This window comes from Streptomyces sp. NPDC099050 (assembly GCF_044759865.1).
In the GTDB taxonomy this organism is placed as follows: Bacteria; Actinomycetota; Actinomycetes; order Streptomycetales; family Streptomycetaceae; genus Streptomyces.
The window spans coordinates 1-25,524 of sequence record NZ_JBIWAE010000019.1 but is presented as its reverse complement, the minus strand read 5'-3'; the positions used below and the strand labels follow the sequence as shown (position 1 = coordinate 25,524).

The window sequence follows — 25,524 nt, the reverse complement described above, 5'->3', positions numbered from 1 at the left end:
CGGCTCCGGTCTTCGTTGAGGATGTCGCGAGAAGGGCAAGGTCACGTGGAAGGCGAATCCCTGCCGGGCTCGCTATTCGTGATCACAGCCTCAGCGTCACCTGAAGTCGGCGGGGCCGCGGGAGACTGGCGCACCCTACGGAGAGGGGCAGTGGTGTCGATGGACCGACGGCCGATGGACCGACGGCCGATGGATCTTGCGGCGTACGTGGAGCGCACACGGAGCGGTCCGTGCTTCGTCTGTGCCTTCCTCGCCGGGACCCCGGGCTACTCGCACGAGACGGTATTCGAGGATGCCGATCACGTAGCGTTCCTGGACAGGTGGCCCACTGTGCCGGGCAAGGTTCTCGTTGCACCGAAGGCGCACGTCGAGCATGCCGTGCGCGACCTGGGCAAGGAGGCTTACACCCGGCTCATGCTTTTCGTCCGGGAGGTAGCCCTTGCCGTCGAGGCTGTCTGCGAGCCGGAGCGGACGTACCTCTACTCGCTCGGCAGCCAGCAGGGCAATGCGCATCTGCACTGGCACGTGGCCCCCCTGCCGGCCGGCGTCCCGTACTCGAAGCAGCAGTTCCACGCTCTGATGACGGAGAACGGTGTCCTGTCGCCGTCGCCGGACCGGGCGGCCGAGACCGCCGCGCGCCTGCGCGAGGCGCTCATCGCCCGGGGGATCGCCACGGAGGGGTAACCGCCGTTCAGGAATGGCCAACTGCCCACCCAGTGTGGCGCGGGAAGGGGCTTCCGGCCGGGAGGCTTGCGAGAGTTCAGGCGCGCGAGGCCTTGCAAAGGTGAGAGGTCTAGACAACGACGAAGCCCCAGGTCGCTGACCTGGGGCTTCGTCGAAGAGCGGATGACGGGAATCGAACCCGCGCTATAAGCTTGGGAATCACCCGGCACTTGAGCCTGGAATGCGGTCTGACCTGTGCAAACGTCCAACTTGAGGCTCGTTTCGGGGGCTGGACCGCACCTCTGTTGACCGCTGCTTACCGCCCTGACTGGCACGTAGTGGCACGCGCCTCAGTTTCCGTGCCATGCGGTGAGTAGCTCTTCCGGTCCGTATGTTGCCTGGAGTCCGGCGCAGTTGACGCCGCTGCGGGAAACGGCGATCAGAGGCACGGGGCCATCGGTGAGGGCTGCCCGGTGTTTGTGCAGTGCGGCGAGATCGTGGCTGTCGAAGGCCGTGTTCTCCAGCCATTTGACCGATCCGAGGAAGAGCAGCTGTTTGGCCACCGGCTGGCGGTCGGCGCCGACCAGGTCGATCTCGACGTCGTTGCTGCGAGTCCAGTATCCGCCGATGGCAGGGGCGGCGGGCAGGTCGCCGTCTGGCAGGAGGCGGGCAAGGGATTCGCGGACGAGCGGCTCGACGGCCCGGCCCCGCCAGCTCGTCCACTGTTCTTTGATCCGGCTCAGGGTCAGGTCGCCGCGCATGCGTTCGATCTCTGCCATGTGCGGGTCGAGGAACGCCAGCCAGAACCGCAGGTACGGGTCGGCCACCCGGTAGCGGCGCTCCTTGGACGGGCGGAGGGAAACGGGTAGTTCGGCCGCGACCACGCGCTTTTGCGTCAGGACTTCCGTGGCCCGGGTGAGGGTCGTGTGGGCGATTCCGCCGGCCGCCCGCGCGATGTTGGTGAACGTGCGCTCGCCGCTGCCGATGGCGCGCAGCACTTCCCGGCTCATCGCCTGGGGAGGGAACTCGGCGGCCAGTGATCGTTCGGCGGAGACCAGGAGCGCGGAGATGGGGTTGTCGAGCGAGGCCCGGAGGAACTCCCACAGCGAGGCCCCCTGCGGCCACTCGGCGCAGATGAGAGGGAGGCCGCCGGTCACCAGTGCCGCATCGAACGAGGCAGCGGGTTCCAGGCCGAGCATGTCGCCGATGTCGGCGGGATTGAGCGGCCCCAGGACCATTTCGCGCCCGCGCTGGTGGAAGGGCCGGTCGTAGCTGTTCAGCGCCTCCATCATCGACAGATCGGAGCCGACCAGCAGCAGCAGTACCGGCTTGCGGCTGAGCAGCCGGTCCCATGCTCGCTGCAACATGCCTTCGAAGGCGTCGATCCGGTCCATCAGGTACGGGACTTCGTCGATGACGACCACGCTCGGGGTGTCGTCGGGCAAGATCTCCGCGAGCAGCCGGAACGCCGCGTTCCATTGGGTCGGAGCCTCCTCCGCGAACAGTGACCGCTCCGGCAGGGTGGAGGAGGCGACGGCGTCGAGCAGCTCCGTCAGCTCGTCCTCCGCCGATCCCCCCGCCGCGGTGAAGAACAGGTAGGGGGCCTCGGCCCGCTGGAGGAACTCCTCGACCAGGCTCGACTTGCCGACCCGACGGCGCCCGCGGAGCAGGACGCACTCGCCGGGCTTCTGGGAACCGCCCCCCTCGCGGACCTTCTCGAAGGCCGAACCCAAAACCTGTAGCTCCCGCTCGCGCCCGATGAATCGATGCACGTCATACGCTCCCGTCGAAGATACTATCGGCAGCGATAGTATCGAGCCTGGCAGTACTCTGTGGGATGCTTCGCCCGCCTGATGCCCCGTGTCGCCGGAAGCCGGGAAATTGATCGCTTGAGTTGTGGGCGCAGGGGTGACCGCCCGTGTGGCCCGAACTCGCCGCGATGATCCGCCACTTATGGCACGCGGAGGGCACGGCAGGGCCGGAGAGGTCTAGACAACGAAGAAGGCCCAGGTCGCTGACCTGGGCCTTCTTGCAAGAGCGGATGACGGGAATCGAACCCGCGCTATAAGCTTGGGAATCTATGGTGCGGAACGCGACTAAAGGCTCCTGACCTGCGAAAACATGCCTCGGAGAGGACTTTCGGGTGCCCCTCTAGGATCTGGTTCTGACCGCTGTTGACCGTCCTAAAGGGCACGGTTGGGGCATGGCCCCACACGGTGGTGCCCCGCAGTCGAGGTGAGCTGCCCAGAGCGTCTCTGGGGAGCCGTCACGGGTAGGCGTTGCCACACTGACTTGCTCCCGCAAGCGCTCGACCGGACGTCGTCTCGCCCGCTCGCGCATCGTGCGTTCATTCAGCCGTACCGACCTGGTCCCTCTCCCCCTCCTGGCGCGACGGGGCATGCCGGATGTGCGTGCCGGAGTGCGGGCGGGGCTGCCATGGCGGACATTTCTTGGATGGACGCACTTCGCAGGCCCACCAGATGACACACGTGAACCCGGCAGGAACGGTGTCCGTTCGCCGCAACGAGTACGGCCAGCCCGTCGGTGAGCCCGTGCCCGGCTGGTCCCCCCGGCCCCTGCCCGCCGGGGTCACGCTCAAGGGCGACCACTGCCGGCTCGAACCGCTGGACGCGTACCGGCACGCCGCCGAGCTCCACGCGGCCTACGGCAGCGGGTCCGACCAGCGGGACTGGACGTACATGTTCGCCAGCCCGTTCGAGTCCCTGGACGACTACCGGCGTTACGCCGAGGCGGCGGCGGCCTCCACCGACCCGCGCCACTACGCGGTGATCAACCTCGCCGGCGGCACGGCGACCGGCACCCTCTCGCTGATGCGGCAGGATCCGGACCACGGGGTCGTCGAGGTCGGCAACGTGATGTTCTCCCCGGCGATGAAGCGCCGTCCGATCTCGACCGAGGCCCAGTTCCTCGCCATGCGGTACGTCTTCGAGGACCTCGGTTACCGGCGCTACGAGTGGAAGTGCGACAGCCTCAACGCGCCATCGCGCACGACGGCGGAGCGCCTGGGCTTCACCTTCGAGGGGATCTTCCGGCAGGCGGTCGTCTACAAGGGCCGCAACCGCGACACCGCCTGGTACTCGGTCACCGACACCGAATGGCCTACGGTCAAGCACGGTTTCGAGGTCTGGCTCTCACCCGACAACTTCGACGACCAGGCAGTCCAGCGCCGCTCGCTGGCCGAACTGCGCGCGGCCGCCGCCACCGCTCAACCGTGACGTACGGGCCTGCCGCCGTGGCGCAGGCCGTAACCGGAGCGCAGTCCGGGCCACCCGCGGCCCGGACCCTGATCGTCGTCAGCGCGGCCACCGCCCTCACTCTCGTGATCTGCAACGTCGGCTCGTGCCAACAGCCGCGTTCAGGCCGGCGGCGCCCGGCCGGGTTAGGGGGTGGTGCCGCGGACGACGGTGACGGGGCAGGGGGCGTGCTGGGTGACGTGGAGGGATACGGAGCCGAGGAGGGTGGCGACGAGTCCGGTGTGGCCGCGGTCGCCGACGACGAGGAGGTCGGCGCCCTTGGCCTGTTCCAGGAGGACTTGGGCGGGGCTGCCGAGGATGACGGTGCGGGTCACCTTCTTGGCCGCGTCCGGGTCGAGCGCCTTGTCGATGGCTTCGTCCTGGATCTGTTGTGCCAGCTCTTCCGGGTTGAAGCCCGGGACGATGGCGCCGGGTACCGTCGCGGCCCAGGCGTGGAAGTCCCAGCTGGTGACGGTCTCCAGTTCGGCGCCGGAGAGTTCGGCCTGGCGCTGGGCCCAGGCCAGTGCCTTCAACGAGGGTGTGGACCCGTCGACGCCCACCACGATCCTGCCCATATGTCTGCCTCCTATGGTTATGTCTGCTTAGTTGGTGACTATAGGTAATCGATACTGAATTTCTGGTGGGGCAGGGCCGCTTCCCGGCTCGCTACCCGCGCGGGACGTCGGAGGCCCGGCCGACGCGGTCGGGTCCTTCGGTGACGGTGAAGGCGGTGTGGATTTCGGCGGCGGTGCCCGCGAGGGGGCTGTCGTCGGGGAGCGTGAGCAAGGCGGCCGGGGTGCGGAGGGTGGCAGTGCGGGCGCTCTCGGGGGCGGCGATGGTGTCGGCGAGCGTCCGAAGTGCTTCGGCGACGGTGGTGCTGTCGGCGGGCGGGGGCGGCGTCGCGCCGTGGTCGAGGCGGGTGGCGGTGGCGGTGAGTGATTCGAGGATGCGTTCCTGGCAGAGCAGGAGCGGCTGCCAGGCGGTGGCGCGGGTGCTGACGGGCGGTGGTTCGGTCAGGGCCTGTTGGAAGGCGGTGCGGACTTCCGAGAGGCTGCGGTAGGCGCGTCGGCGGGCGGCGGAGCGGTCGGCCGCGGCGGCCTTGTCGCGGGGGTCGAGGAGGCTGGCGTAGGCGGCGGTGTCGCGCAGGGAGCGTGCGAGGCGGGCGCCGGTACGGGGTCGGCGGGCGCCGGGCCACAGGAGGTAGCCGGCGGTGAGGACGATGGCGACGGCGACGAGGGTGTCGATGACGCGCGCTCCGACCAGGGAGGCTCCCTGGTGGCCGAGCATGTCCGAGAACAGCACGATGAGCACGGTGATGGAGGCGGTCTGGAAGGCGTAGCTGCGGGCGGAGGCCAGGGGCAGGGCGAGGGCGGCCAGCGCGATGACGGGGAGTTCCCAGCCGCCGCGCGGGACGAGCTCCAGGACGGCTCCGGCCAGGAGGACGCCGCCGAGGGTGCCGGCTGCGCGCAGCAGTGCGCGGGTGAAGACCGAGCCGTTGTCCGGCTTGAGGACGAAGGTGACGGTGAGGGCGACCCAGTAGGAGCGGGGCAGGTCGACGAGGGTGACGAGGGCTTCGGCGAGCCCGATGCACAGGGCGAGGCGCAGCCCGTACTGGAGCCCCGCACCGCCGCCGAACAGTGTGCGGGCGCCGCTGCGCAGCCGGGTTACCCAACCCGCCGCGCCGGCGGCGGGCTGGTGGGCTTCGGCCGTTCCGGCGTGCACACCGGTCGCGTGCTGGAGGGCCGCGTGCAGGGCGTCGTCCTCGGGGGTGCCGGAGGACAGGCGGGGCCACGGCGCGGGCCGGTCCTCGGCGATGGCGCGGGCCAGGGTGCGTACGGCGGTGCCGGCCTGGGGGGTACGGGGCTGCGCGGCCCCGTGTGCGGCGGGGAGGGCTTCGAGCAGTGGGGTCGCCGCGTTGAGCCGGGCGAGGAGGCGGCGGGAGTGCGGGTCGCGGCCGGGGTGGCGGGCGCGCCGCAGCAGGAGCAGGTCGTAGGCGCTGTTCACGGACTTCGCGACGGTGGCCATCGCAGCACTCCAGCGTTCGGTGCCGGCCGCGTCCAGCGCGTCGGCGACCGAGTGGTAGACGGCGGCGACGGCCGTGCGCTGCGGGGTGTGGCGGCGCAGCGGCCAGCCGAGCAGGGAGAGCGCGCAGACCAGCAGGCCGCCCGCCATCAGCAGCAGCGGGGGCTGGAACCAGGGCCCGGGAACGGGCATGCCCGCGCCGATCACCGCCATCAGCAGGAACAGCAGCCCGGTCAGGGAGGAGACCGGCCCGATCGAGCTGACGAACCCCGAGACGAACGCCACCCCGACCATCACGGCGACCACGACCCAGCCGTGTCCCTGGACGGAGGCGCCCACCAGCCAGCCGACGGCGGAGGCGAACTGGGGGACCGCGATGTTGAGGAAGCGCAGGTGGTAGGCGTCGGCGGTGTCGGAGAGCACTGCGGCGATGGCGCCCACCGAGATCATCACCCACACCCCGTAGTTCCCGGTGGCCACGGCGACGGCGACGGGTGCGGTCAGGGCGATGACCGAGCGGATCATCGCGGGCCAGGGCGGCGCCTGTGCGGGACGGGGGCGTACGGCGCGGACCAGCCAGGAGGGCGGGGACGCGCCGGTGGCGACGGCGACGGACCGGATCCGGGACATCGAACCCCATTTCGCAAGGTCGGAGCGTGCTCCTCCGATCATGGCCGCTCGCCGCGGAAGCGGCAGGAGTCGCTGGTCGGCAGGGGCGGCCGGCAGGGGAGCCGGTACCTCAAGGAGACCGCACCGGACCGCGCGTTCCAACGGGTAAGGGTGCCCTAACTTCAGGACCATTGGCTGGGGGGATATGGGCGTATTCATGTTGATATGGGATTCATGAGCATTTCCAGTGGCGCTTTCGCCGGCCCCGTCCCCGCCCCCGTCCGGGCCATGGATCCGGAGCGCGATCCCCGCCGATGGTGGGCTCTGGTGGTCATCGCGCCGGCCGAGCCTCGTCGCCTCCGCCTGCACCACCCTCATGGGCGTCTTCGGCTGCAGGTCGTCGAGAGCGGACCGGTCTCCAGATCGAGCTCATTGGCCGGGGTGCGGTGCCGCCCGTTACGACCGAATGTGAGATAGAGCCGTTCGTTTGACAGGTCCGCTTCGCTGGGGGGGCTTGTCTCTACAGGCTGTTGAGGACGTCGACGACCATGCGGGTGCCGCCGCTGGCGATCAGGGTTACGGCGATGGCGGTGAGGAGGATGCCGGCGACCTTTTCGAGCATGGCGGTGGTGGAGGGGCTGATGCGGTGGGTGAGCCGTCCGGCGAGGGCGAGAGTGATGCCGGTGAGGGCGGCGTATGCGAAGCCGGCGATGGTCAGGCCGAGGGCGGCGGTGTAGCCGGGTGCTTCGGCGCGGTAGGCGACGAAGAAGCCGAAGGTGGTGCCGCCGAAGGTGAGCGGGAAGGTCAGGGGCGTGAAGGCGATCGACTTCCATGGTGGCCGCCCGGCCTGTTCCACCTTGACTGCGGAGGGTTCGACGGCCGTTGCGGTCTTGCCAGTCATCATCGGAACTGCGGCCAGCAGCAGTGCGATGCCTCCGGTCGCGGACAGGGCGGCGGTGCTGATGCCGAGGAGTTCGAGGAGCGGTTCGCCCACCCACAGCGCGGCCAGCATGAGGACGCTGGTGTTGACGAACAGAGTCCAGGCCAGCTTGCGCTGTTCGGCTCTCGTGTAGCCCTCGACGTAGGGGAGGTAGGAGGCGAGTGCCGCGATGGGGCTGTAGAGGGCGAACAGGGCCAGGAACAGCAGCAGGGCGTCGTCGAGATGCAGCGCCGACACGATTCCTCCGGGAAGCGGGTGAAGCACGACGAGGAAGCAGAAGGGGCGGTCGTGAGCATGGGGTCGAAGCTGACGACCGCCCGGCGCGGATCTGTCCCCGAACGGGGCTTGCCGCGGGACTGAGGAGGGTTCAGAAGGTGACGGGTTCGCGGATGAGGGGGCAGGTCATGCAGTGGCCGCCGCCGCGTCCGCGGCCGAGTTCGGCGCCGACGATGGTGATGACCTCGACGCCGGCCTTGCGCAGAAGGGTGTTGGTCTGGGTGTTGCGGTCGTAGGTGAAGACGACGCCCGGTTCGAGGGCGACGGCGTTGTTGCCGCTGTCCCACTGCTGGCGCTCCGAGGCGTAGACGTCCCCGCCAGTCTCGATCACCCGCAGCTTGGGGAGGCCGAGGGCCTTGGCCACGACATCGGTGAACGAGCGGGTTCCCTCGTCCGTGACGTCGACGCCGGGCGCCTTGTCGCTGGGGCGAAGCGAGAAGGTGTGGACCGCGTCCATGATGTTCGGGTAGAGGGTGACGATGTCGCGGTCGGCGAAGGTGAAGACGGTGTCGAGGTGCATGGCGGCGCGGAGCTTGGGCATGCCGGCGACGATGACGTGCTCGGCCGCGCCCTGTGCGAAGAGCGAGGCTGCGACCTGGGTGATGGCCTGGCGTGAGGTGCGTTCGCTCATGCCCATGAGGACGACGCCGTTGCCGACGGGCATGATGTCGCCGCCTTCGAAGGTGGCCTGGCCCCAGTTCTGCTCCGGGTCTCCCCACCAGACGGTGGCGTCCTTGAAGTCGGGGTGGAAGGTGTAGATCGCCTTCATCAGGAGCGTCTCGTCGTGGCGCGCTGGCCAGTACAGGGGGTTGAGGGTGACGCCGCCGTAGAGCCAGCAGGTGGTGTCACGGGTGTAGAGGGTGTTGGGCAGCGGCGGCATCAAGTACTCGCGGACGCCGGTGGACTCCCTGGCGAGGTCCACGTAGCCGGAGCGGAAGTCGTCGGGGAGGTCGTTGGTGGCCAGCCCACCGATCAGGTACTCCGCCAGCTGCCGGGGTTCGAGCGTTTCGAGGAAGGCCCGGGTGGGGTCGACGAGGCCGAGGCCCACCTCGTTTGCGATGATCTTCCGCTCGAGGAGCCAGTCCTTCGCGCCGGGGACGTTCATGGTCTGGGCGAGAAGGTCGTGCAGTTCCACGACCTCGACGCCGCGCTGGGTGAGCTTGTTGACGAAGTCCGCGTGGTCGCGCTGGGCGTTCTCCACCCACATCACGTCGTCGAACAGCAGGTCGTCGCTGTTGGTTGGGGTGAGCCGGCGGTGGGCGAGACCGGGCGCGCAGACCAGGACCTTGTGGAGGCGGCCGACCTCGGAATGCACACCGAGGACCTTGGCGGGAGCAGCAGCGTCTTTCATGAACAGTCCCTCACGTCGAATTGGTGGACTCGCGCCAGCAAGACGGCGCTCCTACGGGGTGCTGGTGACAGGAGGTGCTGCACGCATCACCAATCCGAACCATAAGTACAGCAAGTCCGTGTCGTGCGCATTCGGGGCTTATAGCAACATTTCATTGCTCCCAAGGTGCACTCCTGCAGGCAGAGGCCTCCCCCGGAGCCGTATGCGAGCCGGGCTTCGACGCGTGTCCGGCATGTCTGCGGCACGGTGAACGGCTGGCATGGAAACGTCTACGCGGTGTCGCGTCGTGCGACTGGGCGCCCCGGCTACCGGGCCTCGCATCGCCGGGACCAGGCGGCGCGCAACTCGTACCCGCTCGAAGGGACGACCGGCATGCATTTCCCGATCCTGACCCGCAAGCGATCCGCCCCCGCCGGTCCCACGGTCAGCACGCTGCGACGAGCCCGTAGCCGGCCTGCTGCCGGTAGGACCCCGGAAAGCCGATCGGACGAGGGGCGAGCCCCACAGGCTCAGGCATGGCTGGACCGGATGCGGGCCATGCTGTGGACCCCCGTCCCGCGGGCGCTTTCTGCGGCTGAGGAGATCGCCGAACGCGAAGCTGAAGCCGTCCGGGTCTCTGCCGCCGTCATGGACCTCGCGTTGTCCATCGGTGACGTCCTCCTGGCCAGCGGCCTGGGTGCGGAGGACGTGGAAGCCGCCATGCTCGGCGTCACCTACACCTACGGTCTCGTCCCGTGTGATCCGCAGGTGACCTTCACCATGATCTCCATCAGCTACCAGGCCACGCCGCACACCGTGCCGATGACCGCGACACGGACGGTCAGACGCCGCAGTTCCGACTACACCCGGCTGCGGGCGGTCCACGAGCTTGTCGGAAGGATCATGGACGGCGGGCTCGCCGTCGACGAAGCGTCATCCTGTCTGGCACAGGTGCAATCGAGCCCGTGCCCCTACCCCGGCTGGGTGCTCAGCGGCGCGACCGGCGCTCTGGCGGCGGGTGCCGCGCTGCTTGTCTCGGGCCGTTGGGACGGGCAGGCCGTCCTCCTCTTCGTCGTGGCCTTCGCCGCCGCCTTGTGCGGTGAGCGCCTTGCCGTGCTCCTGTCGAAGGCCGGGGTACCCGAGTTCTACCAGTACGTCGCCGCCGCCATGCCCGCCTCAGCGTGCGGGGTGGCGCTGGCCCTCGCGGGCGCCGGCCTGCAGGGTTCCGCGGTCATCACCGGCGGGCTCTTCGCACTGCTGCCCGGACGCGCATTCGTGGCAGCGGCCGAGGACGGCCTGACCGGGTTCTACCTCACCGCCGGTGCGCGCCTGCTGGAAGCCGTCTACCTGGTCACCGCCATCGTCATCGGCGTTCTGGCCATCCTCCCCATCGGCGTCTCCCTGGGCGCGCCGCTACGCCCTGAGGAGTCATGGACCCAGGACTCGTTCCCGCTGCTCCAACTGGCTTCCGCCTGGGTCCTCTCCCTCGCCCTGGCCCTGCTCCTGCAGTGCCCGCGGCGTGCCGCAGTCTTCTGCGCCTTCAATGGCGCGGCCGCCTGGTGCGTGTTCGCCGTGCTCACCGGGCAGGCCGGCATGGGTACGGTCACCGCCACCGGCATCGCAGCCGGCCTGGCCGGAATCTTCGGGCAGCTCGCCGCCCGCCACCGCCGCAGCTCATCCCTTCCGTACGTCACCGCCGCCCTGGGCCCGCTGCTGCCCGGCTCAGCCCTCTACCGCGGAGTCCTCGCCTTCATCCAGGGCCGTGGGGAGACCGGACTTGTGGAACTGAGCCGGGCCCTCGCCCTTGCCGTGGCGCTCGCCGTGGGCGTCCACGCCGGCCGCGAGCTCGTACGCCTCTCCCACCACGTCCCCCACATCACCGGCCGCAGGCGCGAGGCGGCGCAACGCACCGGCGGCTTCTGAGGGCTCGCTGTTACGCCACCTCAGCGCATCAGCAGCCGGTACGGCGGCGCCATACCCGCCGCGACATGCGCAAGGGGCGATCTTGTCGGAGGCTGAACGCAACCTTGGAGGCGCCCGTGGAAACCAATGCACTCACGTCCGACATGCTGGCCACCCTGCGTGAGGAGAAGCCGTATCCGGCCGTCTCGATCACCATGCCCGTCCACCGCTCAGCGCCCGACAACGCCCAGGACCCGGTGCGGCTGCGGAACCTGATCTCGGAGGCCGAAACCCGGCTGACCGCAGACGACGCCGTCGATACCGGGACCCGTGACGCCATCATGGAGCAGCTGCGCCAAGCTCAGGCCGAGGTCGACCTGCGCAGCGGCATGGACGGCCTCGCCGTGTTCGCCACCCCTGACGAACACCAGCTGTGGGCGCTGCCACGCAGCGCGCCCGAACGCGTCGTACTGAGCGACAGCTACCTGACCCGCAACCTTGTCGCGGCCAAGGCGCAGCAGGCCCCCTACTGGGTCCTCTCCCTCTCCGCGGACCAGGCGTCCCTGTGGAGCGGGGCAGGCGACCGCATCGATGAACACCGCGAGGACGGCTTCCCCCGGGCCGCGGCCGCCGTCGAGGACGATCCGCAGTGGCAGCAGCGCCAGGGCGACACCGCCAGCACGTTCACCGACGAACGCACCCGCCAGTTCATGCGCGAGACCGACGCGGCCGTGCAGCAGGTCTTGGCCCGCGAGCAGCGACCGCTGTACCTCGTCGGTCTCGCGCCCGCCCTTGCCTTGCTCGGCGAAGCGGGCAGCGTCGGTGACCGGGCACAGGACACGTGTATCCGAGGCGGCCTGCACAGCGGACCGGGACACGCCCTGCATGAGGCACTCACGTCCCAACTTGCCGCGGCGCGGCAGCAGACAGGCGAGAGCACCGTCGCCAGGCTCGAAGAGGCACGCGGCCGGCGAACCGTCGCCGGCGGACTCGCCGAGGTCTGGACTGCCGTACACGAGGGCAGGGCAGCCCTGGTCGCCATCGAAGAGCACTACCAGCCCGAGGCCGTAACCGACATCGGCCACCTCACCCCCGCAGCTTCGGGCACCGCCGCGGGAACGACGGAAGTACGTGAAGACATCGTCGACGAACTCGTCGAAACAGCCCTGGACAAGGGCACCGAGGTGGTCTTCCTCGCAGACGGAGCCCTGACGGACAGCAACCACATCGCAGCCGTCCTACGCTACTGAAAGCGTAGCGCCGGATCCTACGGATACCGGCGCTGCCGGCCGGGATGATCGGCAGCCTTGCCGTAACACGTGCGCGAGGGCAATCGCACGACCGGGCGCTCGAGTTGAAGTCGACAGGCGCGACCCCATACACATGTGACAACAGGGCCTCCTGGTACTGCTCGGTCAGATTCACATCCCCGAGCTACCAAGAGGCCCTGCCCTCATGCACGTACTGCCGGAAGATCACCCCATCAGGAACCCTGTTCGACCCGCACGTTCCGTGATCGGTTGAGATACGGCTTCTGAGCTTGACTCTGTCGGGGATCTTGGAGCCTTCGAGGTCAGGTGCCCAGGGTTCGCCATGACTTCGGCCGGGGCATCTCGCGCTGGTCGAGGTAGTTCTGGAAGGCAGTCGGTCGGCGAGGTATGGGTGATTCCTCGGTTGGTGGCAGTCCGCTGAGGCGCTCGATGTTGACGGCGATCGCCGTCAGGACGTGCTGGATGTGGGCCTTTCCCTGTCCTCGGTAGCGGCAGCGCCGCATGCCGTGTCCGTGGGCGAACTCGTTGACCGTGCCCTCCACTCCGGAGCGGACCGCGTAACGGGTCTTCCACTCGGGTGTCTGTTGCTCGGTGCGGACGCGGAGTTGCAGGTCGCGGAGCTCTCGCGGAGGGAAGCCCACGGTGCGGGCGCTGTCGGCGGTGGTGGTGCACTGGGTGCGGGCCGGGCAGGGGCGGCACTGGCTCTTCGTGAACCTGGCCACGATCAGAGGGGCCGCGGTGGGCGAAGAGGTCGGATAGGGGCCATGCCAGCCCGCGCTGACCTGGCCCTGGGGGCAGGTGACCTGCTGGCGGTCGTAGTCGATGTGGAAGTCGTCCCGGGCGAAACCCTTGGCCTGGCGATGCTGCCTGGTGGGGTTGGCCGGCAGCGGTCCGGTGACGGTGACCTGGTGTTCACGGGCGGCTTGTTCCAAGTGGGGCAGGGAGGTGTAGCCGGAGTCGACCAGGTGCTCGGCGGGCAGCAGCCCGCGGCGGGCCAGACGGGTGTGGATCCCGGGCAGGACCTGGCTGTCGTGGGTGGTGGCCGCGGTGGTGGCCACGTCCGTGATCACATTGCGGCCGTCGGGAGCACAGGTCTCGGTCAGATGAGCGGCGAAACCCTTCCAGCTGATGATGTGTCCGTGTCGTGCGTAGCGGGCCGAGGTGTCGTAGGGAGAGACGACAGCCCGGGACGAGGGCGGCAGCCCGGGCCCTCCTTCCTTCTCGGCGGTGCGCCAGCGCAGGTGTCCCGCGGTGTCACGGTGGTAGTTCTGCACCGTGATCTGGCGCAGGGCCTGGATACGAGGGCCGGCCGTGCGGTCTGCTCCGTGCCGGTAGAGGCGTTCCAGGAGCCGGAGGGCGTCGTTTCCGGTGGCGAGGATCCGGGTCTTGGGTTTGGTGGGGTTCTTGCCCAGGCGGACTGGTCGGCCGTAGCGGCGCCCCCAGTCCTCATCGACCAGCTCGTCCAGCAGGTGAGGGGAGGTGCCGGCGACTTCTTCCAGTGCGGCGCGGACCGCCTCGGTGATCAGCTCCAGGCGGGTTAGGTCACGCACCGCGGCCAGGACATGGGTGGAGTCGGTGCGCTGGGTGGTGCGCTCGTGCACCAGGCCGGCCTCCTTGAGGCGGGCCAGCGCGAGGTCGAGGAGGCGGTCGGCCCGGTCGCCTTCGGCGAGACGGTCGCGGAAGTCAGCCAGCACGCTGTGGTGGAACCCGGGGTCGTCCAGCTCCATGGCCATGGCGTACTTGAAGTCGATGCGGCAGCGGACCGCCTCGGCGGCCTGCCGGTCCGACAGGCCGAGCAGGAACTGCAGCACGCAGACGGTGGCCAGCTGGGCGGGCGACAGGCCCGGTCGCCCGTCACGGGGGTACCAGTCAGCGAAGTCCTCGTCGTGCCACAGCCCGTCCAGCCGGTCTCTCACCCACATCGCCGTCGTGCCACCCGGGTTGCTCGCCCGCGCAATCTGTGCGGTCAGAGAAGGGACTTGCTCACCGGAACGGGGGCGGAGCGACAACGGGCACCTCGACGATTCCATCGGTCACTGGAACAGCCCGAGCATGCCCGTTGATCATGCTGCCGTACCGAGGAACTCCAAGATCCCCGACAGAGTCAAGCTGAGTACTGGGGCGGCGGTAGTCCCGCTGGTGAGTTGTGACCCGCTGGTTGCACTCGTCATGACTCCACCTGGCCGCTCGGGAACGATCGCCCCGCACGTCCGGCAACCGCTAGGGCGAGCCGACTGTACACAGGCACGGAGCGGACGGGGCACGGGATGTGCAGCCCCAGGGCCGCCGACCATGCGAGGGCCTGCTGCGGACATGCCCGTGGCCCGGACCCATCGAGTCCGGGCCCCGGGAGTTGGGCACTCAGGCGGGGCGGCCGCCGAAGGGGGCGCCGGTGCCGTAGTAGGTGCCGAGCTCCTCGCGGTAGCCGGTGTTGCCGAGGTGCTGGTCCCGGTGGAACTCGGGAGCGCCCTTGATCTGGTCCTTGGTGCGGTCGACGTAGATCTTCCGCTCGTTGGGGTCGACGCGGACGACCGTGCTCGCGGGGAGGAGGACTTCCTTCCCGAAGATCCAGACCCCGGTGTCGACCACCAGATAGGCGTCACCGACCTCGTCGGAGTGCTTGTCCACCTTGCCGATGCTGCCGTCGGTCGCCTCGACCTTGTAGCCGGTGAGGTCGGTACCGGCCAGGTGGCCCGAGGTCGACTTGTAGCTCCACACATGCTCAGTCACGCGAAAGCAACTCCTTCGGTAACAAAAGGCGGCGGGCTTGAGCCGCCGCTTACCTTTCCGTGCGTCACGGATGGCGACTCGTTAAGGCGCCTGGATTCCGTGTGCCCGGAGTTCGGGAATTCACACCTGGTGGTCGAGACGGACCCGACCGACCCGATGTCGCTACCAGCGGTACCAGCGGGCGCTGCCGCCCTTGGGGCGGGCAACGAAGCCGATCAGCCGTACCACCAGCACGATGACGGCGATCCACCACAGGGCTTTCAGGGCGAAGCCCGCGCCGAAGAGGAGCAGGGTCAGTAGAAGAACAAGAAGCAGGGGAACCGTGAATATCAACCTCCGAGGCATCGGATGCCCCTGCTCTCCGACTTCAAACACCTGAACTCGCGGGCCGACCTGAGGTGTTCCAGGTAAATCGAGGAATTCGTCCCGAGCTCGTGTGGGACGAATTCAGGGCGCGGCGCTGCTTGGAAACGCTCAGGCCGACTATGTGGGTTTGTGTACACCTATTCCTGTCGCGCAGGGAGTGATCGGCTGTGTCAGGTGAGCAGAAGAGCCAGGCCAAGGCTGAGCAGGCAAGGGCAAGCTCAAGGAGGCCGCCGGCCGCCTCGTGGGCAACGAGCGCATGACTGCTCAGGGGCGCGACAAGAGCGGCTGGGCAACCGCCGCTTTGGGGAAGCGAATTCACCCGATCCCGGGGAGGCTGTGACGCCGGTCGCGGAAGATGCGTCTCGCGGTGCGAGGTGGACGAGGGCCTGCGGGGTGGAAGTGGAGTGCGAATAGGTCTCCGGCCAGGGCGTTCCTGCGAGTTGGGGCACGCGGAGGGCACGGCAAGGGCCGAGAGGTCTAGATAACAAACAAGCCCCAGGTCGCTGACCTGGGGCTTCGTTCAAGAGCGGATGACGGCAATCGAACCCGCGCTATAAGCTTGTGAATCACCCGGCGCTTGGCCCCGGCCAACCCTGTGACCTGCGGGAACGCCCATCTTCTGTCTGGTGTGACTGCTTCCGGCGTAGCCCTTGTTGACCGCTGGTTGCCGCTCCTACTGGCACGTTGTGGCACGGTCCTGCCGAGATGCCGAGCAGCACGTACGGGGCCATCCGGGTAGATTCCTGCCTTTTCGTCTCGAAGCGACGCTAGGGTCCGGGAATCGGCTTCTCGATGATGAGGACGCACTGCCCATGCGACGCGTTTTGGCCCTCGCCACCGCAGTCCTGCTCGTCTCGTCCCTGAGTGGGACCGTCCACGCGGAACCGTCACCCCCTGAGCCCCGTGCGGGCAGGTTCATCTGCGAAGTCAACGAGTACGCTCCGACGCTGGATGCCGAGGGGCGGATCTACGGCTATGCGGATCACACGTGCGACTCACGCCCTGACTGGGACCCGAAGTGGCTGGAGGTCCGCCTCCTGAGCCGGGCTTGCGAGCGGTGTGCGGACCGTGAGGTGGCCGTCTGGCGCCGAAGCGACCGCAAGGAGGACAACTGGAGGGTCTCCCGTATCTGGTTCGCCACGCCCTGCAAGAAGAGTTCCGCTGCTCGGTGGTACGTGACGGAGGCAAGGGCCTACGTCCAGAACGGTGCCTTCCATGGGGGCGGCAAGTCATCTCCGGCGAAGCTGGGGTGCTCGAATTGACGACGCCCACGTCTGAGGGGCTGGGGTGGCTCCGGCCGCCGGCCGACGGGGCGGACGGCGCCGTCTGGTTGTTCGCCGAGCAGACGCCCTCAGGGACGGAGCTCCTCGTAGGGTCCGTAGTGGCCGCCGATCCTGACCGCGCGCCGGAGCCCATCTGCTTCGTACCCAGCCCGGACGCGGCCCCGATCGCGGCCGACGAAGTGACCCTCCTCGGCCCACCGCGGGCCCGTCTGTCCCAGCTCATCCTCCCGGACACCCCCGGAAGCGCCGCCCGCATCCTGCTCCCCGACCGGGACGAGCAGTACGCCCTCAACAGGCTCACCGAACCCGACACCGAACCGGGCGCCTGCCTGCGCCTCCTGCTCCCGGGGGCTGTCGTGCACGAGGGCGCCGAGTGGACCGTTCGGCACAGTGGGGTCGTGTCCTCCCCCGGAGGCTGCCACGTCGCCGCCCACGCCATGCGCCGCCCGGGCGCACCCGACTTCCCTGATCCCTGGCCGCAGCAGCCCCTGAGGCTTCTCTTCGAGCACGCTCCCGACACGGACTACCCCGAGGAAATCTCCGGCGGAGGAAGCGGCACACCCCCGCACTTCGATGAATACCGTGCCGTCACCGTCACCGTCACCGCGGACCGTCGACCGACCGCCGTTGTACTCGTACTGGACGATCCGGCCCGTGAAGGTCCCCCGATCCGGCTGAGGCTTCCGCTCCCCACAAGCTGAGCATGCGCGCTCTTCGCCGTCATGCAGGCCGGAGGGGGCTGCCGGCGACCGTGCTCGGGCCGGGCGGGTCGGCGGTGGCTCCGAACCATGCGTACAGGGCGCCCAGTTGGCCAGGTCTTCGGGCATGTGCAGGAGCGGGGTCATGAGCAAGCCCAGCGAGGGTAGACAGGTCTGTGCACGACAAAGCCCAGGTCGCTGACCTGGGGCTTTGCTGTGGAGCGGATGACGGGAATCGAACCCGCGCTATAAGCTTGGGAATCACCCGGCACTTCGGTATGCGAAGGGCGTCTGACCTGCTGGAATGCCCACTTGCGGGCCGCCTCGGGCCGCTCTGCCGAACTCCTCTTGACCGCTACTCACCGCCGCTACTGGCACGTTGTGGCACGGCGGGAGGGGGTGTCGTGTGAGGCCGCTGTGTGCATGGTGCGAGCCATGGCGGCGCGGTGGACAGGCCGTGCCGCTGAGCGCTTCCTCGGCGGGAACTGCTCCGGGACAGTGCGGTCCAGGCCGCCGACAGGCGGCTGACCAGCGCTGCCGCGGTCTCCGGGGCGAAGGAGTAGGGGAGGCGAATGTAGTTGTCGTGGGCGCCAGTCGTGTCCGTCGTGGCGCCCGGGATGACCTCCGCGCCGTGGCGTAGTGCCACCTGCGCGTAGACCCGGGCGTCCGTGCCCGAGGGCAGCCGGATCCACAGAACGGAGCCCCCCTGTGGTTCCCGCCAGCGCCAGTCCGGGAGCTGTTCGGCAAGGAGTCGGGTCATGGTGGCGAGCTGCTCGCGGAGGATGCGGGCCCGTTCGGGCGCGAGGGCCGGGAGTGCGGGGAGGAGCCGGGCGGCGAGGGCCTGGTCGAGGATCGGGCTGCCGAGGTCGTTGAGCGCCTTGAGTCGGGCAAGGCGGGCCACGGTGTCCTGGGGCGCGCGGATCCAGCCGATCCGCAGACCGCCCCATACGGCCTTGGTCAGCGAACCCACCGTCAGCACGGTTCCTGGGACGGCGTTCGCGGCGATGGGCGGGGGAGTCTGACCGGGGGCGAGGGCCGCCGCGTGGGCGCTGTCTTCCAGGACGGGGACGCCGTGTTCGGCGGCGAGCTCGGCCACCCGGCGACGGCGGCCGGCGGACATCAGGGTGCCGGTGGGGTTGTGGTAGGTCGGCATGAGGTAGAGCAGCGCGGGCCGGTGTTCGGCGAGCGCGGTGGCGAGCCGGTCGATCCGGACCCCGTCGGAGTCGAGCGGGACGCCGACCAGCTGGGAGCCGGCCGCTCTGAGGACGTCCAGGCAGCCCGGCCACCCGGGGGATTCCACGAGGGCGGTGGACCCGCGCCCGAGGTACAGCTGGGCGCTCAGGGCTACGGCCTGCGTGGCCCCGGTGGTTACCACCACCTGCTCGGGCACGGTCGGCAGGCCGTGCACGGTGTGGTGGGCGGCGATCGCCGCCCGCAGCGCGGGCAGCCCGGCCGGGTGGTAGCCCACTTCACGGATCAGCCCGGGCAGATCCTCGCGGACCAGGTGAAGCAGCGCCTGGGGCAGATCCGGACCGCCGGCCTCGGCCGCCTGCCCCAGCGAGATGAGGTCCGGCGGCTGTGTGATCAGCCGTTGGACCACCGCGGTGGCCTGACCGCCGCGCACGCGCCCGTCCGCCGGCACCCGGTGGCCGGCGGCGCCTTCCGACACCTGCGTGCCGCTGCCCCGACGTGTCTCGACCAGGCCCGACCCCCGCAGTACGTCGAATGCGGCGACAATCGTTGCCCGGCTGACCGAGAGAGCGTCGGCGAGCCGCCGCTCGGACGGGAGACGGTCGCCGGTTCGCAGGTCCCCGGACCGCACAGCCCGGCCGAGCACGTCGGTGAGCCGCCGGTACAGCGGCCCCTCGCCCGAACTCCAGTCACCCAGCAGGTCGATCAGCTCGTCCAGTTCGGGCGCTTGACGGTTCCGGTCCACTTTCCCCTCCATTGGCACGGGAGCACGAGCCGCCGCAACGTGAGGCTAACGGCATGACATCCACCTCACCCCTTGCCCCCCGGCTGGCAGCCGTCTGCGACCTCTCCGTCTTCGCGGCGAGAGACGGCGCGGGACGGCACGAGTACGACGGATCCGTCCAGGACCTGTCCCCGGACGGAGTACGACGCGGCCTCGCCGCCCTCGGCGGCCCCGCCGGCACCAAGCCCTATGCGGACCCGCACGACGAGGCGCACGCGGCGGCCGCGGAGGAAGCCCTTCGGGTCCGCTTCGGCGAACTCGAACTGCACCGGAGCAACCCCCTGTGGCACATCGAGAACCTGGACCTATCCGGCTACGACCGCCCCTACGCGCCCAAGTCCGAGCGGGACGCCGCCCGGTCGGCCCAGTTGCGCCGGTGGCCGGACGCCGTGGACGCGGCGGTCGAGGCATTGGACCGCGTCCCCGCGCCGCTGGCCGACGCCATGCTGCCGCTCGTCCGTGGTCTGGCCGCCTTTCTCGACCCCCAGGGCGGCCCCGTCCACGCTGCTGCCGGCCGAGCCCACGCCCGGCTCATGGCGCACCTGGAGCGGGCCGCCGCCGAAGGCCCACCGCCAGCGGCACTCGGCGGGCCCGCTCTCGCCCGGCTCCTCGGCGCGGCCGAAGCCTGCACCGTCGACCTCGCCGCGATGTCCGCCCGCGTGGACGCGGAACGGGACCGCCTGCGTGCGCTGCTCGACGAGTCGCTCCGCCGCGCCGACCCCGATGCCGCGCCTGCCGACACGATGCGGGCCCTACAGGCCGATCATCCCGACGCCGGCAGCCTGCTGGACGAGTTCGCGGCGCTCGTCGACGAGACGATCGCATGGACCGCCCGGCATGATCTGGTGCCCCACCACGATGTCGAGGTGGACGTCCTGCCGATGCCAGACTCCCAGCGCCGGGCGCTGGCCGGCCTGTTCGCGTCCGCGCCCAACGAGGCCGACGCGCCCAGCGCCTTCTGCGTCTCCCTCCCGAGCGCCGACTGGACGAGGGCGGAGAGCGATCAGTGGCTGTCGACGGGCTTCAACCGGACCCTGATGCCCAACATGGCCATCCACGAGGTGGCACCCGGACACGCCAGCCACGGCAGGGCGCTGCGCCGGGCGGCGACCGATGTACGCCGCACGCTCCACTCCGACGCCTTCATCGAGGGCTGGGCCCACTACTGCGAGGAGCTGGCCCTGGAGCGGGGCTTCCGCGACGGCGACCCACGCGTCGCCGTCGCGGTCGCCCAGGACGCGCTGCGCAGACTCACCCGCTTCGCCTGCGCCATCGGCCTCCACACCGGAGCGATGACCTTGTCGGACGCGGCGGCGCGGTTCACCGAGGACGTCTCGCTGGCCGGTCCCGCAGCCCTACACGAGGCCGAGCGCGGGCTGTTCGATCCCACCTACGGCCGTTACACCTGGGGCAAGTTCGCCATTCTCGACCTGCGCGAGCAGGCCACGGCACGCTGGGGCAGCGCCTTCTCGCTCCGTCGTTTCCACAGCGCCCTGTTCGACCTCGGCGCCCCGCCCCTCGGCCTGTTGCACACGGCACTGGAACGCGGATGACCTCACTACCTGCCTTCGCCGTTGCCTCACTGATCCTGGTGGCGCTGCCCGGGCCCAATCTGATCTACATCATCACGCGCAGCGTGCAGGACGGACGGCGGGCCGGAATCGTCTCGGCCCTCGGTGTGGAAACCGGCACGCTCATCCACATCACCGCCGCCGTCTGCGGCTTGGCCACGCTCATCACAGACCACCCGCTCGCCTTCACCGTCCTGCGCTACATGGGCGCCGGTTACCTCGCCTACCTGGGCGTCCGTGTGCTGATCCGCCGCCCGCCCTTCGCTGCCGACGCCGACGACCGTCCTGCTCGACGCCGACTGCTCCGGCTCTACCGGGATGCCGTCCTCGTCAACCTGCTCAACCCCAAGGTCGTCCTGTTCTTCCTGGCCTTCCTCCCGCAATTCCTGCCCACTGGCCTGACCCCCGCGGACACCCGCACCCGCATGCTCGTACTCGGCGCGGTCTTTCTGGCCATCGCCCTTGCCCTCGACCTCTGCTACGCGCTCATCGGCGCCGCACTCACCAGCCGACTCCGCGGCACCCCGCGCCGCGACCGCCGCCTGTCCTACCTGACCGGCGGCATCTACCTCGGCCTGGCCGCTCTGGTGTTCAGCTGAGGCCCGCATGGCTGAGCACATGGGGAGCATCCGGGCGCGTCTTCGGGCCGCGCTCACAGCGCCGACCTGGCTGCTGAACCGTGTAACGACGCGAGGTCTGGACAACACAAAAGCCCCAGGTCGCTGACCTGGGGCTTTGTCGTGGAGCGGATGACGGGAATCGAACCCGCGCTATAAGCTTGGGAATCAACGACGCCTGGCACAGGGATAGGTCGTCTGACCTGCGCGTTTTCCCTGCGAAGTGGGTCGCTACGCGGTCATTCCGTACCCGTGATGACCGCTGTTTACCCCTCTGAAGGGCACGGATGGGGCACGCGCTCGCCGGACGCCTGGCCGGGGCGCCCCCTGGGCGACTTAGGCCCCTGCAAGGCCGGTCCCCCCCGGCAGCGGCGCACGCCGGTGTTGCGCGAGCAAGCGGCACGCTGCCGATGCCCAAGCAACCTTCTCTTGCGTACAGAACTGCCTCACCCGGGTCGTTCGGCTGGCGAGAGTCCCATGGAGCAGACTCACAGAACCGGTGTGACTGGCGGGGCGTTGTCGGGTGCGCCGAGCTGGTTTCCTCCGTCAGGCGGGGGCAGGCTAAGAAGTGCACCGGCCGGGCTGTGATCGTGCGAAGGGACCTGAGGATGATCCAGGCAGCGGACGTCCGCGAGTGGCGTGGTCACGACGTGGTCGACACGGGCGGGCACAGGATCGGCGCGCTGGAGGCCATCTACGTGGACACCAGCACGGACGAGCCGGCCATGGCCACCGTGCTGGTGGGGCTGCCCACCCGGCACCGGCTGGTCTTCGTTCCGCTGGACGGCGCGATCGTCGGGCCGGGGTACGTCAAAGTCGACTACGACAAGGCGCTGGTGAAGAAGAGCCCTTCGATCGGCACGGACGACGTCCTGCCCGCCGAGGAAGAGGCGGACATCTTCCAGCACTACGGCCTCACCTACCGGCCCGGTGCGGGCGGCGAGCGGCAGCTCGCCCGCCGCTGAGCCCCCACTCGCTCGAGGAGGTGTCCACTCAGTGGCGTTCTTCATCCGGCGAAGCGGTGTCGTCTTTCAGCAGTTCCTCGAAGAGCGCCCGGTAGTGGACCATGGCGCCCCGCAGTTCTTCCGTCGTGGTGTCCCTGCCGCCGGCTCGCCCCTTGACTTCATGGGCGATGCGGTAGTGGTCCAGGGTCCGGGAGTGTTCGACCGAGAGGTCGCGCTTCTGCTGCTCGAAATTCTCGGTCGGGTAGCCGCGCTCGCTCATGAGCGTGGTCACGAGCCGGTCCGCTTCACCCACGGCCTGGTCGGGACTGTCGACGAAGTGCTCCTGCACACTGGCCCAGTCCCGGGCGTACCGGTCGCGGACAGCGGAAGGAAGCGGCCTGATCTCCAGCGCCTCATGCCGCTCCTCCCTCTCCTTGAGGTCGCGCTCGGCCGCTCCACGGCTCTGCCCCGCCTCGACCGTGCGGTCGTACTCGGGCCCGAACTGCTCCCGAAGGTGCCGGCGCCGGGTCATGGTCCGCATGGTCAGCGCGACGGCGGCCAGGACCACCACGGCGGCCACCATGATGATGATGGTCCACATCGCATCCTCCACTCGTTGACAGCTCACGCAGGCAGCCAGAACCAGGGCGTACGAGGATCACCGCCGCGGGTGCCACCCCTTGGTGTGCCACGTTTCAGAATTTCACATATCACCCGAAATGTGGTATTCGGCGGGTAGTGGCGCTCCGCTCCGTGCCCGGCAACGCCGACCGAGGTCGGGAGCCAGTTGCCGACAGGGTGGTGGCAGGCGGGTCAGTGGGCCGGGCGACGCCGGTGCAGTACCGAGCGCACGGCGAGGTAGAGAAAGTCGGCGATAAGGAGCAGAACACCGGCGGAGACCAGGTACAGCATGCCGTCCACGGTCGCGCCGACGATGACCAGCACGATCGCGGCGGTCAGTAGGAGGTAGAAGAGGGCCATGGTGTGATGCCTCGGTTCGCGGATGCGCGTGCCGGAGGCGCGCCAGGATGGTCGTGGCGGCCGTGCTGTATGCGTCCTCGGCATCGGGGGTCGCGCGGGAACGGAGGTGTTCGCCGCGCGAGGTCAGGGGCAGCTACCAGTAGTGCCGTCGTCCGCCGACCTTGTGTCCGACGGATCCCAGGATCCACAGGATGACGCCGACGACGACCAGGATGATCCCGATGGTCGACAGGATGGCGAAGCCGACCACGTAGCCGATGACCAGCAGGATGATTCCGAGGACGATCATGATGTCCACCGATCTCACGGCGTGATGCAAAGCCCCTGCTCTCAGGGTAGATCCGCCCTTTGCTGGTGGCTTCCCGGGCAGGACAGTCCTACCGTGGAGAGACACCTCTGGAGCGCGCCATGCTCGTCATCCTCGGACTCGTCCTCCTGATCGCCGCTCTGGTCGTCGGTGTGGCCGGCGTCGTGACCAACGACGGCAGCGCCCACGAGCTGACCGGCGGATTCTCCGTATTCGGCTACGAGGTCACCGGCTCCACCGGGACCCTCTTCCTCTACGGCATCGTCGTCGGGGCCGTGGCCCTGCTCGGGCTGAGCCTCCTCCTGGCCGGTGCCCGCCGTACCTCTCGTCGCGGCCACAGAACCGGCCCCGAAGCCGACACGTCGCGCCGGGGGACAGCCGCCGCCGGCAACGACCGCGCAGATGTCGTGGACCAGCGTGGCATCGCCCGCCCACAGGCGGCGGGTGGGCGAGAGCCCAACCCGGGCGGAGAGCACCGTAGGGGGCTCAACCCGTTCAAGCACCGATCGGAGCCCCGGTAGGTCTCCACATACCGGAGCACTAACGAAGGGCGGGCAGCTATGAGCATCGGCAAGAAGATCGGGCACAAGGCCGAAGCGGTCAAGGGCGGCGCCAAGAAGACCGTCGGCCGCGTGACCGGCAGCTGGCACCTGCGGGCCGAAGGCCGTGGTGACCAGATCAAGGGCAACGCCAAGCAGGCCGGAGCGAAGATCAAGGACGCCTTCAAGCACTGACGACTGCGCCCGCCCTGCCGACCTCACGGCAGGTCCCAGGAGGTGCCACGTATGGCCATCAAGAAGGGTGCCGCCCAGGCCAGGTCCCAGGGGCGGCGTATGTCCAACAGCCGCGCCATGGAGGTCCTGTCCAGGGTCGGACTTTCCGCGCGGGGTGTGATCTACGTACTGGTGGGGCTGCTGGCCGTGCAGATGGGATTCGGCGGCGACAGCGGCAAAGAGGCCGACCGGTCCGGCGCGGTGCGAACCATCGGCGAGCAGCCGTTCGGCCGGGCGCTGCTGTGGGCGCTGGTGGTGGGGCTGGCGGCGATGGCGCTGTGGCGGCTGTCCGAGGCCGCATTCGGGCAGGCGGTGACAGGCGGTGACAAGTGGACCCGGCGCCTGGGCTCTCTGGGGTTGGCGCTCTTCTACACCGTGATCTGTATCGGCGTGGTGCAGACCGCGCTGGTCGGCGGATCCGCCGGAGGTCGTCCCGGCGATGAGACGTCGAAGGACTACACCGCGAGGGTGCTGGAATGGCCCTTTGGGCGGGTGCTCGTTGGCGTGGTCGGAGCCGTGCTGGTCATCGTGGGCGTGGTGATCGTGGTGCGCAGCCTGATGCGGAAGTTCGAGGAGAATCTTCGGACGGGCGAGATGAGTCCGGTGACGCGGCGCATTGTCGCGGGGCTGGGCATCGTCGGCGGCGTGGCGACCGGCGTGGTCGCGGCGGTGGCCGGGCTGTTCGTCGTGCTGGCCGCGGTGCGGTTCGATCCCGGCCAGGCCAAGGGCATGGACGAGACGCTGCGTTCGTTCGCCGACACGCCCGCCGGGCCGGTGCTGCTGATCGCCGCGGCGGTGGGCCTCCTGCTGTTCGGTCTCTACTCGTTCTGCGAAGCCCGCTGGCGCAAGGCTCCTGAGCACGGCGCCTCGGCAGAGCAGCCCACCGGGGCCCCGGGCTCGGAGACACGCCCCAGTGGGCCCTAGACGAGTCATTCCGAATGCTGACGGTGTGTTCGGGAACGCAGACAGGGCGTCCAAGATCGTTGTGTGACGAACAACCTAGACGCCCTGC

The 25,524-nt window shown here is 69.4% G+C and carries 23 protein-coding genes and 1 pseudogene; 12 read left to right on the top strand and 12 right to left on the bottom strand.

Annotation, left to right across the window (positions count from 1 at the left end):
• The first annotated feature begins 159 nt into the window (after nucleotides 1-159).
• Nucleotides 160-684: an HIT family protein gene (locus ACIQV3_RS28140; protein ID WP_403716906.1), complete on the top strand. Its 525-nt coding sequence runs from the start codon at nucleotides 160-162 to the stop codon at nucleotides 682-684.
• A 329-nt stretch (nucleotides 685-1,013) separates the two neighbouring features.
• On the opposite strand, the gene ACIQV3_RS28135 is transcribed toward ACIQV3_RS28140, so the two are convergent.
• Nucleotides 1,014-2,435 carry an ATP-binding protein gene (locus ACIQV3_RS28135; protein ID WP_403716597.1) on the bottom strand — a complete coding sequence of 474 codons (1,422 nt, stop codon included), beginning with the start codon at nucleotides 2,433-2,435 and terminating at the stop codon, nucleotides 1,014-1,016.
• Between the two features lie 717 nt (nucleotides 2,436-3,152).
• On the opposite strand from ACIQV3_RS28135, the gene ACIQV3_RS28130 reads away from it, so the two are divergent.
• Nucleotides 3,153-3,899, top strand: a complete 747-nt coding sequence (locus ACIQV3_RS28130; RefSeq protein WP_403716596.1) for a GNAT family N-acetyltransferase — start codon at nucleotides 3,153-3,155, stop codon at nucleotides 3,897-3,899.
• Nucleotides 3,900-4,063: 164 nt separating this feature from the next.
• Here the strand turns inward: ACIQV3_RS28130 and ACIQV3_RS28125 are convergent, their stop codons facing one another.
• From ACIQV3_RS28125 to ACIQV3_RS28110, 4 genes are all read right to left on the bottom strand, one after another.
• Nucleotides 4,064-4,492: a universal stress protein gene (locus tag ACIQV3_RS28125; protein WP_403716594.1), complete on the bottom strand. Its 429-nt coding sequence runs from the start codon at nucleotides 4,490-4,492 to the stop codon at nucleotides 4,064-4,066.
• Between the two features lie 91 nt (nucleotides 4,493-4,583).
• Nucleotides 4,584-6,569, bottom strand: coding sequence for an FUSC family protein (locus tag ACIQV3_RS28120; protein WP_403716591.1), 1,986 nt, complete (start codon nucleotides 6,567-6,569; stop codon nucleotides 4,584-4,586).
• A gap of 499 nt (nucleotides 6,570-7,068) precedes the next feature.
• Entirely contained in the window at nucleotides 7,069-7,725 is a 657-nt protein-coding gene (locus tag ACIQV3_RS28115; protein ID WP_403716589.1) for a MarC family protein, read from the bottom strand.
• Between the two features lie 130 nt (nucleotides 7,726-7,855).
• Nucleotides 7,856-9,115: an arginine deiminase gene (locus tag ACIQV3_RS28110; RefSeq protein ID WP_403716588.1), complete on the bottom strand. Its 1,260-nt coding sequence runs from the start codon at nucleotides 9,113-9,115 to the stop codon at nucleotides 7,856-7,858.
• A gap of 537 nt (nucleotides 9,116-9,652) precedes the next feature.
• Here ACIQV3_RS28110 and ACIQV3_RS28105 point away from each other — a divergent pair.
• Complete coding sequence (locus ACIQV3_RS28105; protein ID WP_403716587.1) at nucleotides 9,653-11,017, top strand: threonine/serine exporter ThrE family protein; 1,365 nt, start codon at nucleotides 9,653-9,655, stop codon at nucleotides 11,015-11,017.
• A 116-nt stretch (nucleotides 11,018-11,133) separates the two neighbouring features.
• Nucleotides 11,134-12,246, top strand: a complete 1,113-nt coding sequence (locus ACIQV3_RS28100) for a chemotaxis protein (RefSeq protein ID WP_403716586.1) — start codon at nucleotides 11,134-11,136, stop codon at nucleotides 12,244-12,246.
• A 323-nt stretch (nucleotides 12,247-12,569) separates the two neighbouring features.
• Here the strand turns inward: ACIQV3_RS28100 and ACIQV3_RS28095 are convergent, their stop codons facing one another.
• The 3 genes from ACIQV3_RS28095 to ACIQV3_RS28085 all read right to left on the bottom strand — a co-directional run bounded on the left by ACIQV3_RS28095 (nucleotide 12,570) and on the right by ACIQV3_RS28085 (nucleotide 15,342).
• Nucleotides 12,570-14,189 carry an IS1182 family transposase gene (locus tag ACIQV3_RS28095; RefSeq protein ID WP_403716585.1) on the bottom strand — a complete coding sequence of 540 codons (1,620 nt, stop codon included), beginning with the start codon at nucleotides 14,187-14,189 and terminating at the stop codon, nucleotides 12,570-12,572.
• Nucleotides 14,190-14,628: 439 nt separating this feature from the next.
• Nucleotides 14,629-14,997 carry a PRC-barrel domain-containing protein gene (locus ACIQV3_RS28090; protein WP_403716584.1) on the bottom strand — a complete coding sequence of 123 codons (369 nt, stop codon included), beginning with the start codon at nucleotides 14,995-14,997 and terminating at the stop codon, nucleotides 14,629-14,631.
• Nucleotides 14,998-15,159: 162 nt separating this feature from the next.
• Nucleotides 15,160-15,342, bottom strand: a complete 183-nt coding sequence (locus tag ACIQV3_RS28085; protein WP_403716583.1) for a hydrophobic protein — start codon at nucleotides 15,340-15,342, stop codon at nucleotides 15,160-15,162.
• A 188-nt stretch (nucleotides 15,343-15,530) separates the two neighbouring features.
• Between ACIQV3_RS28085 and ACIQV3_RS28080 the strand changes: the two are divergent.
• Nucleotides 15,531-15,703, top strand: a pseudogene (locus tag ACIQV3_RS28080) (CsbD family protein).
• A 918-nt stretch (nucleotides 15,704-16,621) separates the two neighbouring features.
• Complete coding sequence (locus tag ACIQV3_RS28075) at nucleotides 16,622-17,347, top strand: hypothetical protein (RefSeq protein ID WP_403716582.1); 726 nt, start codon at nucleotides 16,622-16,624, stop codon at nucleotides 17,345-17,347.
• A 352-nt stretch (nucleotides 17,348-17,699) separates the two neighbouring features.
• Here the strand turns inward: ACIQV3_RS28075 and ACIQV3_RS28070 are convergent, their stop codons facing one another.
• A complete protein-coding gene (locus ACIQV3_RS28070) occupies nucleotides 17,700-19,280 on the bottom strand; it encodes a PLP-dependent aminotransferase family protein (protein WP_403716581.1) in 1,581 nt (526 codons plus the stop codon).
• 53 nt (nucleotides 19,281-19,333) lie between these two features.
• Between ACIQV3_RS28070 and ACIQV3_RS28065 the strand changes: the two genes are divergently transcribed.
• The 3 genes from ACIQV3_RS28065 (at nucleotide 19,334) to ACIQV3_RS28055 (ending at nucleotide 22,472) form a co-directional block, all read left to right on the top strand.
• Nucleotides 19,334-20,872, top strand: coding sequence for a DUF885 family protein (locus ACIQV3_RS28065; RefSeq protein ID WP_403716580.1), 1,539 nt, complete (start codon nucleotides 19,334-19,336; stop codon nucleotides 20,870-20,872).
• On the top strand, nucleotides 20,869-21,489 hold the full coding sequence (locus ACIQV3_RS28060) for a LysE family translocator (RefSeq protein ID WP_403716579.1): 621 nt from the start codon (nucleotides 20,869-20,871) through the stop codon (nucleotides 21,487-21,489). Before ACIQV3_RS28065 ends, ACIQV3_RS28060 begins: the two co-directional genes overlap by 4 nt.
• 626 nt (nucleotides 21,490-22,115) lie before the next feature.
• Nucleotides 22,116-22,472 carry a PRC-barrel domain-containing protein gene (locus ACIQV3_RS28055; RefSeq protein ID WP_403716577.1) on the top strand — a complete coding sequence of 119 codons (357 nt, stop codon included), beginning with the start codon at nucleotides 22,116-22,118 and terminating at the stop codon, nucleotides 22,470-22,472.
• 28 nt (nucleotides 22,473-22,500) lie between these two features.
• On the opposite strand, the gene ACIQV3_RS28050 is transcribed toward ACIQV3_RS28055, so the two are convergent.
• From ACIQV3_RS28050 to ACIQV3_RS28040, 3 genes are all read right to left on the bottom strand, one after another.
• Nucleotides 22,501-23,052 carry a hypothetical protein gene (locus ACIQV3_RS28050; RefSeq protein WP_403716575.1) on the bottom strand — a complete coding sequence of 184 codons (552 nt, stop codon included), beginning with the start codon at nucleotides 23,050-23,052 and terminating at the stop codon, nucleotides 22,501-22,503.
• A 212-nt stretch (nucleotides 23,053-23,264) separates the two neighbouring features.
• Nucleotides 23,265-23,432: a hypothetical protein gene (locus tag ACIQV3_RS28045; protein WP_403716573.1), complete on the bottom strand. Its 168-nt coding sequence runs from the start codon at nucleotides 23,430-23,432 to the stop codon at nucleotides 23,265-23,267.
• Nucleotides 23,433-23,565: 133 nt separating this feature from the next.
• On the bottom strand, nucleotides 23,566-23,721 hold the full coding sequence (locus ACIQV3_RS28040) for a DUF6131 family protein (RefSeq protein WP_239516787.1): 156 nt from the start codon (nucleotides 23,719-23,721) through the stop codon (nucleotides 23,566-23,568).
• 119 nt (nucleotides 23,722-23,840) lie between these two features.
• Between ACIQV3_RS28040 and ACIQV3_RS28035 the strand changes: the two genes are divergently transcribed.
• From ACIQV3_RS28035 to ACIQV3_RS28025, 3 genes are read left to right on the top strand one after another with little or no spacing between them, the layout of a single operon-like run.
• Nucleotides 23,841-24,260 (top strand): hypothetical protein, encoded by a 420-nt coding sequence (locus ACIQV3_RS28035; RefSeq protein ID WP_403716571.1) that lies wholly within the window; start codon nucleotides 23,841-23,843, stop codon nucleotides 24,258-24,260.
• A 39-nt stretch (nucleotides 24,261-24,299) separates the two neighbouring features.
• The gene (locus ACIQV3_RS28030) at nucleotides 24,300-24,473 is read left to right on the top strand and encodes a CsbD family protein (protein ID WP_403716568.1); all 174 of its coding nucleotides are present in this window, start codon (nucleotides 24,300-24,302) and stop codon (nucleotides 24,471-24,473) included.
• 51 nt (nucleotides 24,474-24,524) lie between these two features.
• Nucleotides 24,525-25,436: a DUF1206 domain-containing protein gene (locus ACIQV3_RS28025; RefSeq protein ID WP_403716566.1), complete on the top strand. Its 912-nt coding sequence runs from the start codon at nucleotides 24,525-24,527 to the stop codon at nucleotides 25,434-25,436.
• Nucleotides 25,437-25,524: the final 88 nt, after the last annotated feature.

What these genes read in the sequence shown, in the direction of transcription:
- ACIQV3_RS28030 (WP_403716568.1), top strand. Translation starts at nt 24,300, where the DNA reads ATGAGCATCGGCAAGAAGATCGGGCACAAGGCCGAAGCGGTCAAGGGC.
- ACIQV3_RS28060 (WP_403716579.1), top strand. Translation starts at nt 20,869, where the DNA reads ATGACCTCACTACCTGCCTTCGCCGTTGCCTCACTGATCCTGGTGGCG.
- ACIQV3_RS28120 (WP_403716591.1), bottom strand. Translation starts at nt 6,569, where the DNA reads ATGTCCCGGATCCGGTCCGTCGCCGTCGCCACCGGCGCGTCCCCGCCC.
- ACIQV3_RS28035 (WP_403716571.1), top strand. Translation starts at nt 23,841, where the DNA reads ATGCTCGTCATCCTCGGACTCGTCCTCCTGATCGCCGCTCTGGTCGTC.
- ACIQV3_RS28095 (WP_403716585.1), bottom strand. Translation starts at nt 14,189, where the DNA reads ATGTGGGTGAGAGACCGGCTGGACGGGCTGTGGCACGACGAGGACTTC.
- ACIQV3_RS28065 (WP_403716580.1), top strand. Translation starts at nt 19,334, where the DNA reads ATGACATCCACCTCACCCCTTGCCCCCCGGCTGGCAGCCGTCTGCGAC.
- ACIQV3_RS28055 (WP_403716577.1), top strand. Translation starts at nt 22,116, where the DNA reads ATGATCCAGGCAGCGGACGTCCGCGAGTGGCGTGGTCACGACGTGGTC.
- ACIQV3_RS28045 (WP_403716573.1), bottom strand. Translation starts at nt 23,432, where the DNA reads ATGGCCCTCTTCTACCTCCTACTGACCGCCGCGATCGTGCTGGTCATC.
- ACIQV3_RS28085 (WP_403716583.1), bottom strand. Translation starts at nt 15,342, where the DNA reads ATGCCTCGGAGGTTGATATTCACGGTTCCCCTGCTTCTTGTTCTTCTA.
- ACIQV3_RS28025 (WP_403716566.1), top strand. Translation starts at nt 24,525, where the DNA reads ATGGCCATCAAGAAGGGTGCCGCCCAGGCCAGGTCCCAGGGGCGGCGT.
- ACIQV3_RS28140 (WP_403716906.1), top strand. Translation starts at nt 160, where the DNA reads ATGGACCGACGGCCGATGGACCGACGGCCGATGGATCTTGCGGCGTAC.
- ACIQV3_RS28105 (WP_403716587.1), top strand. Translation starts at nt 9,653, where the DNA reads ATGCTGTGGACCCCCGTCCCGCGGGCGCTTTCTGCGGCTGAGGAGATC.
- ACIQV3_RS28040 (WP_239516787.1), bottom strand. Translation starts at nt 23,721, where the DNA reads ATGATCGTCCTCGGAATCATCCTGCTGGTCATCGGCTACGTGGTCGGC.
- ACIQV3_RS28050 (WP_403716575.1), bottom strand. Translation starts at nt 23,052, where the DNA reads ATGTGGACCATCATCATCATGGTGGCCGCCGTGGTGGTCCTGGCCGCC.
- ACIQV3_RS28110 (WP_403716588.1), bottom strand. Translation starts at nt 9,115, where the DNA reads ATGAAAGACGCTGCTGCTCCCGCCAAGGTCCTCGGTGTGCATTCCGAG.
- ACIQV3_RS28125 (WP_403716594.1), bottom strand. Translation starts at nt 4,492, where the DNA reads ATGGGCAGGATCGTGGTGGGCGTCGACGGGTCCACACCCTCGTTGAAG.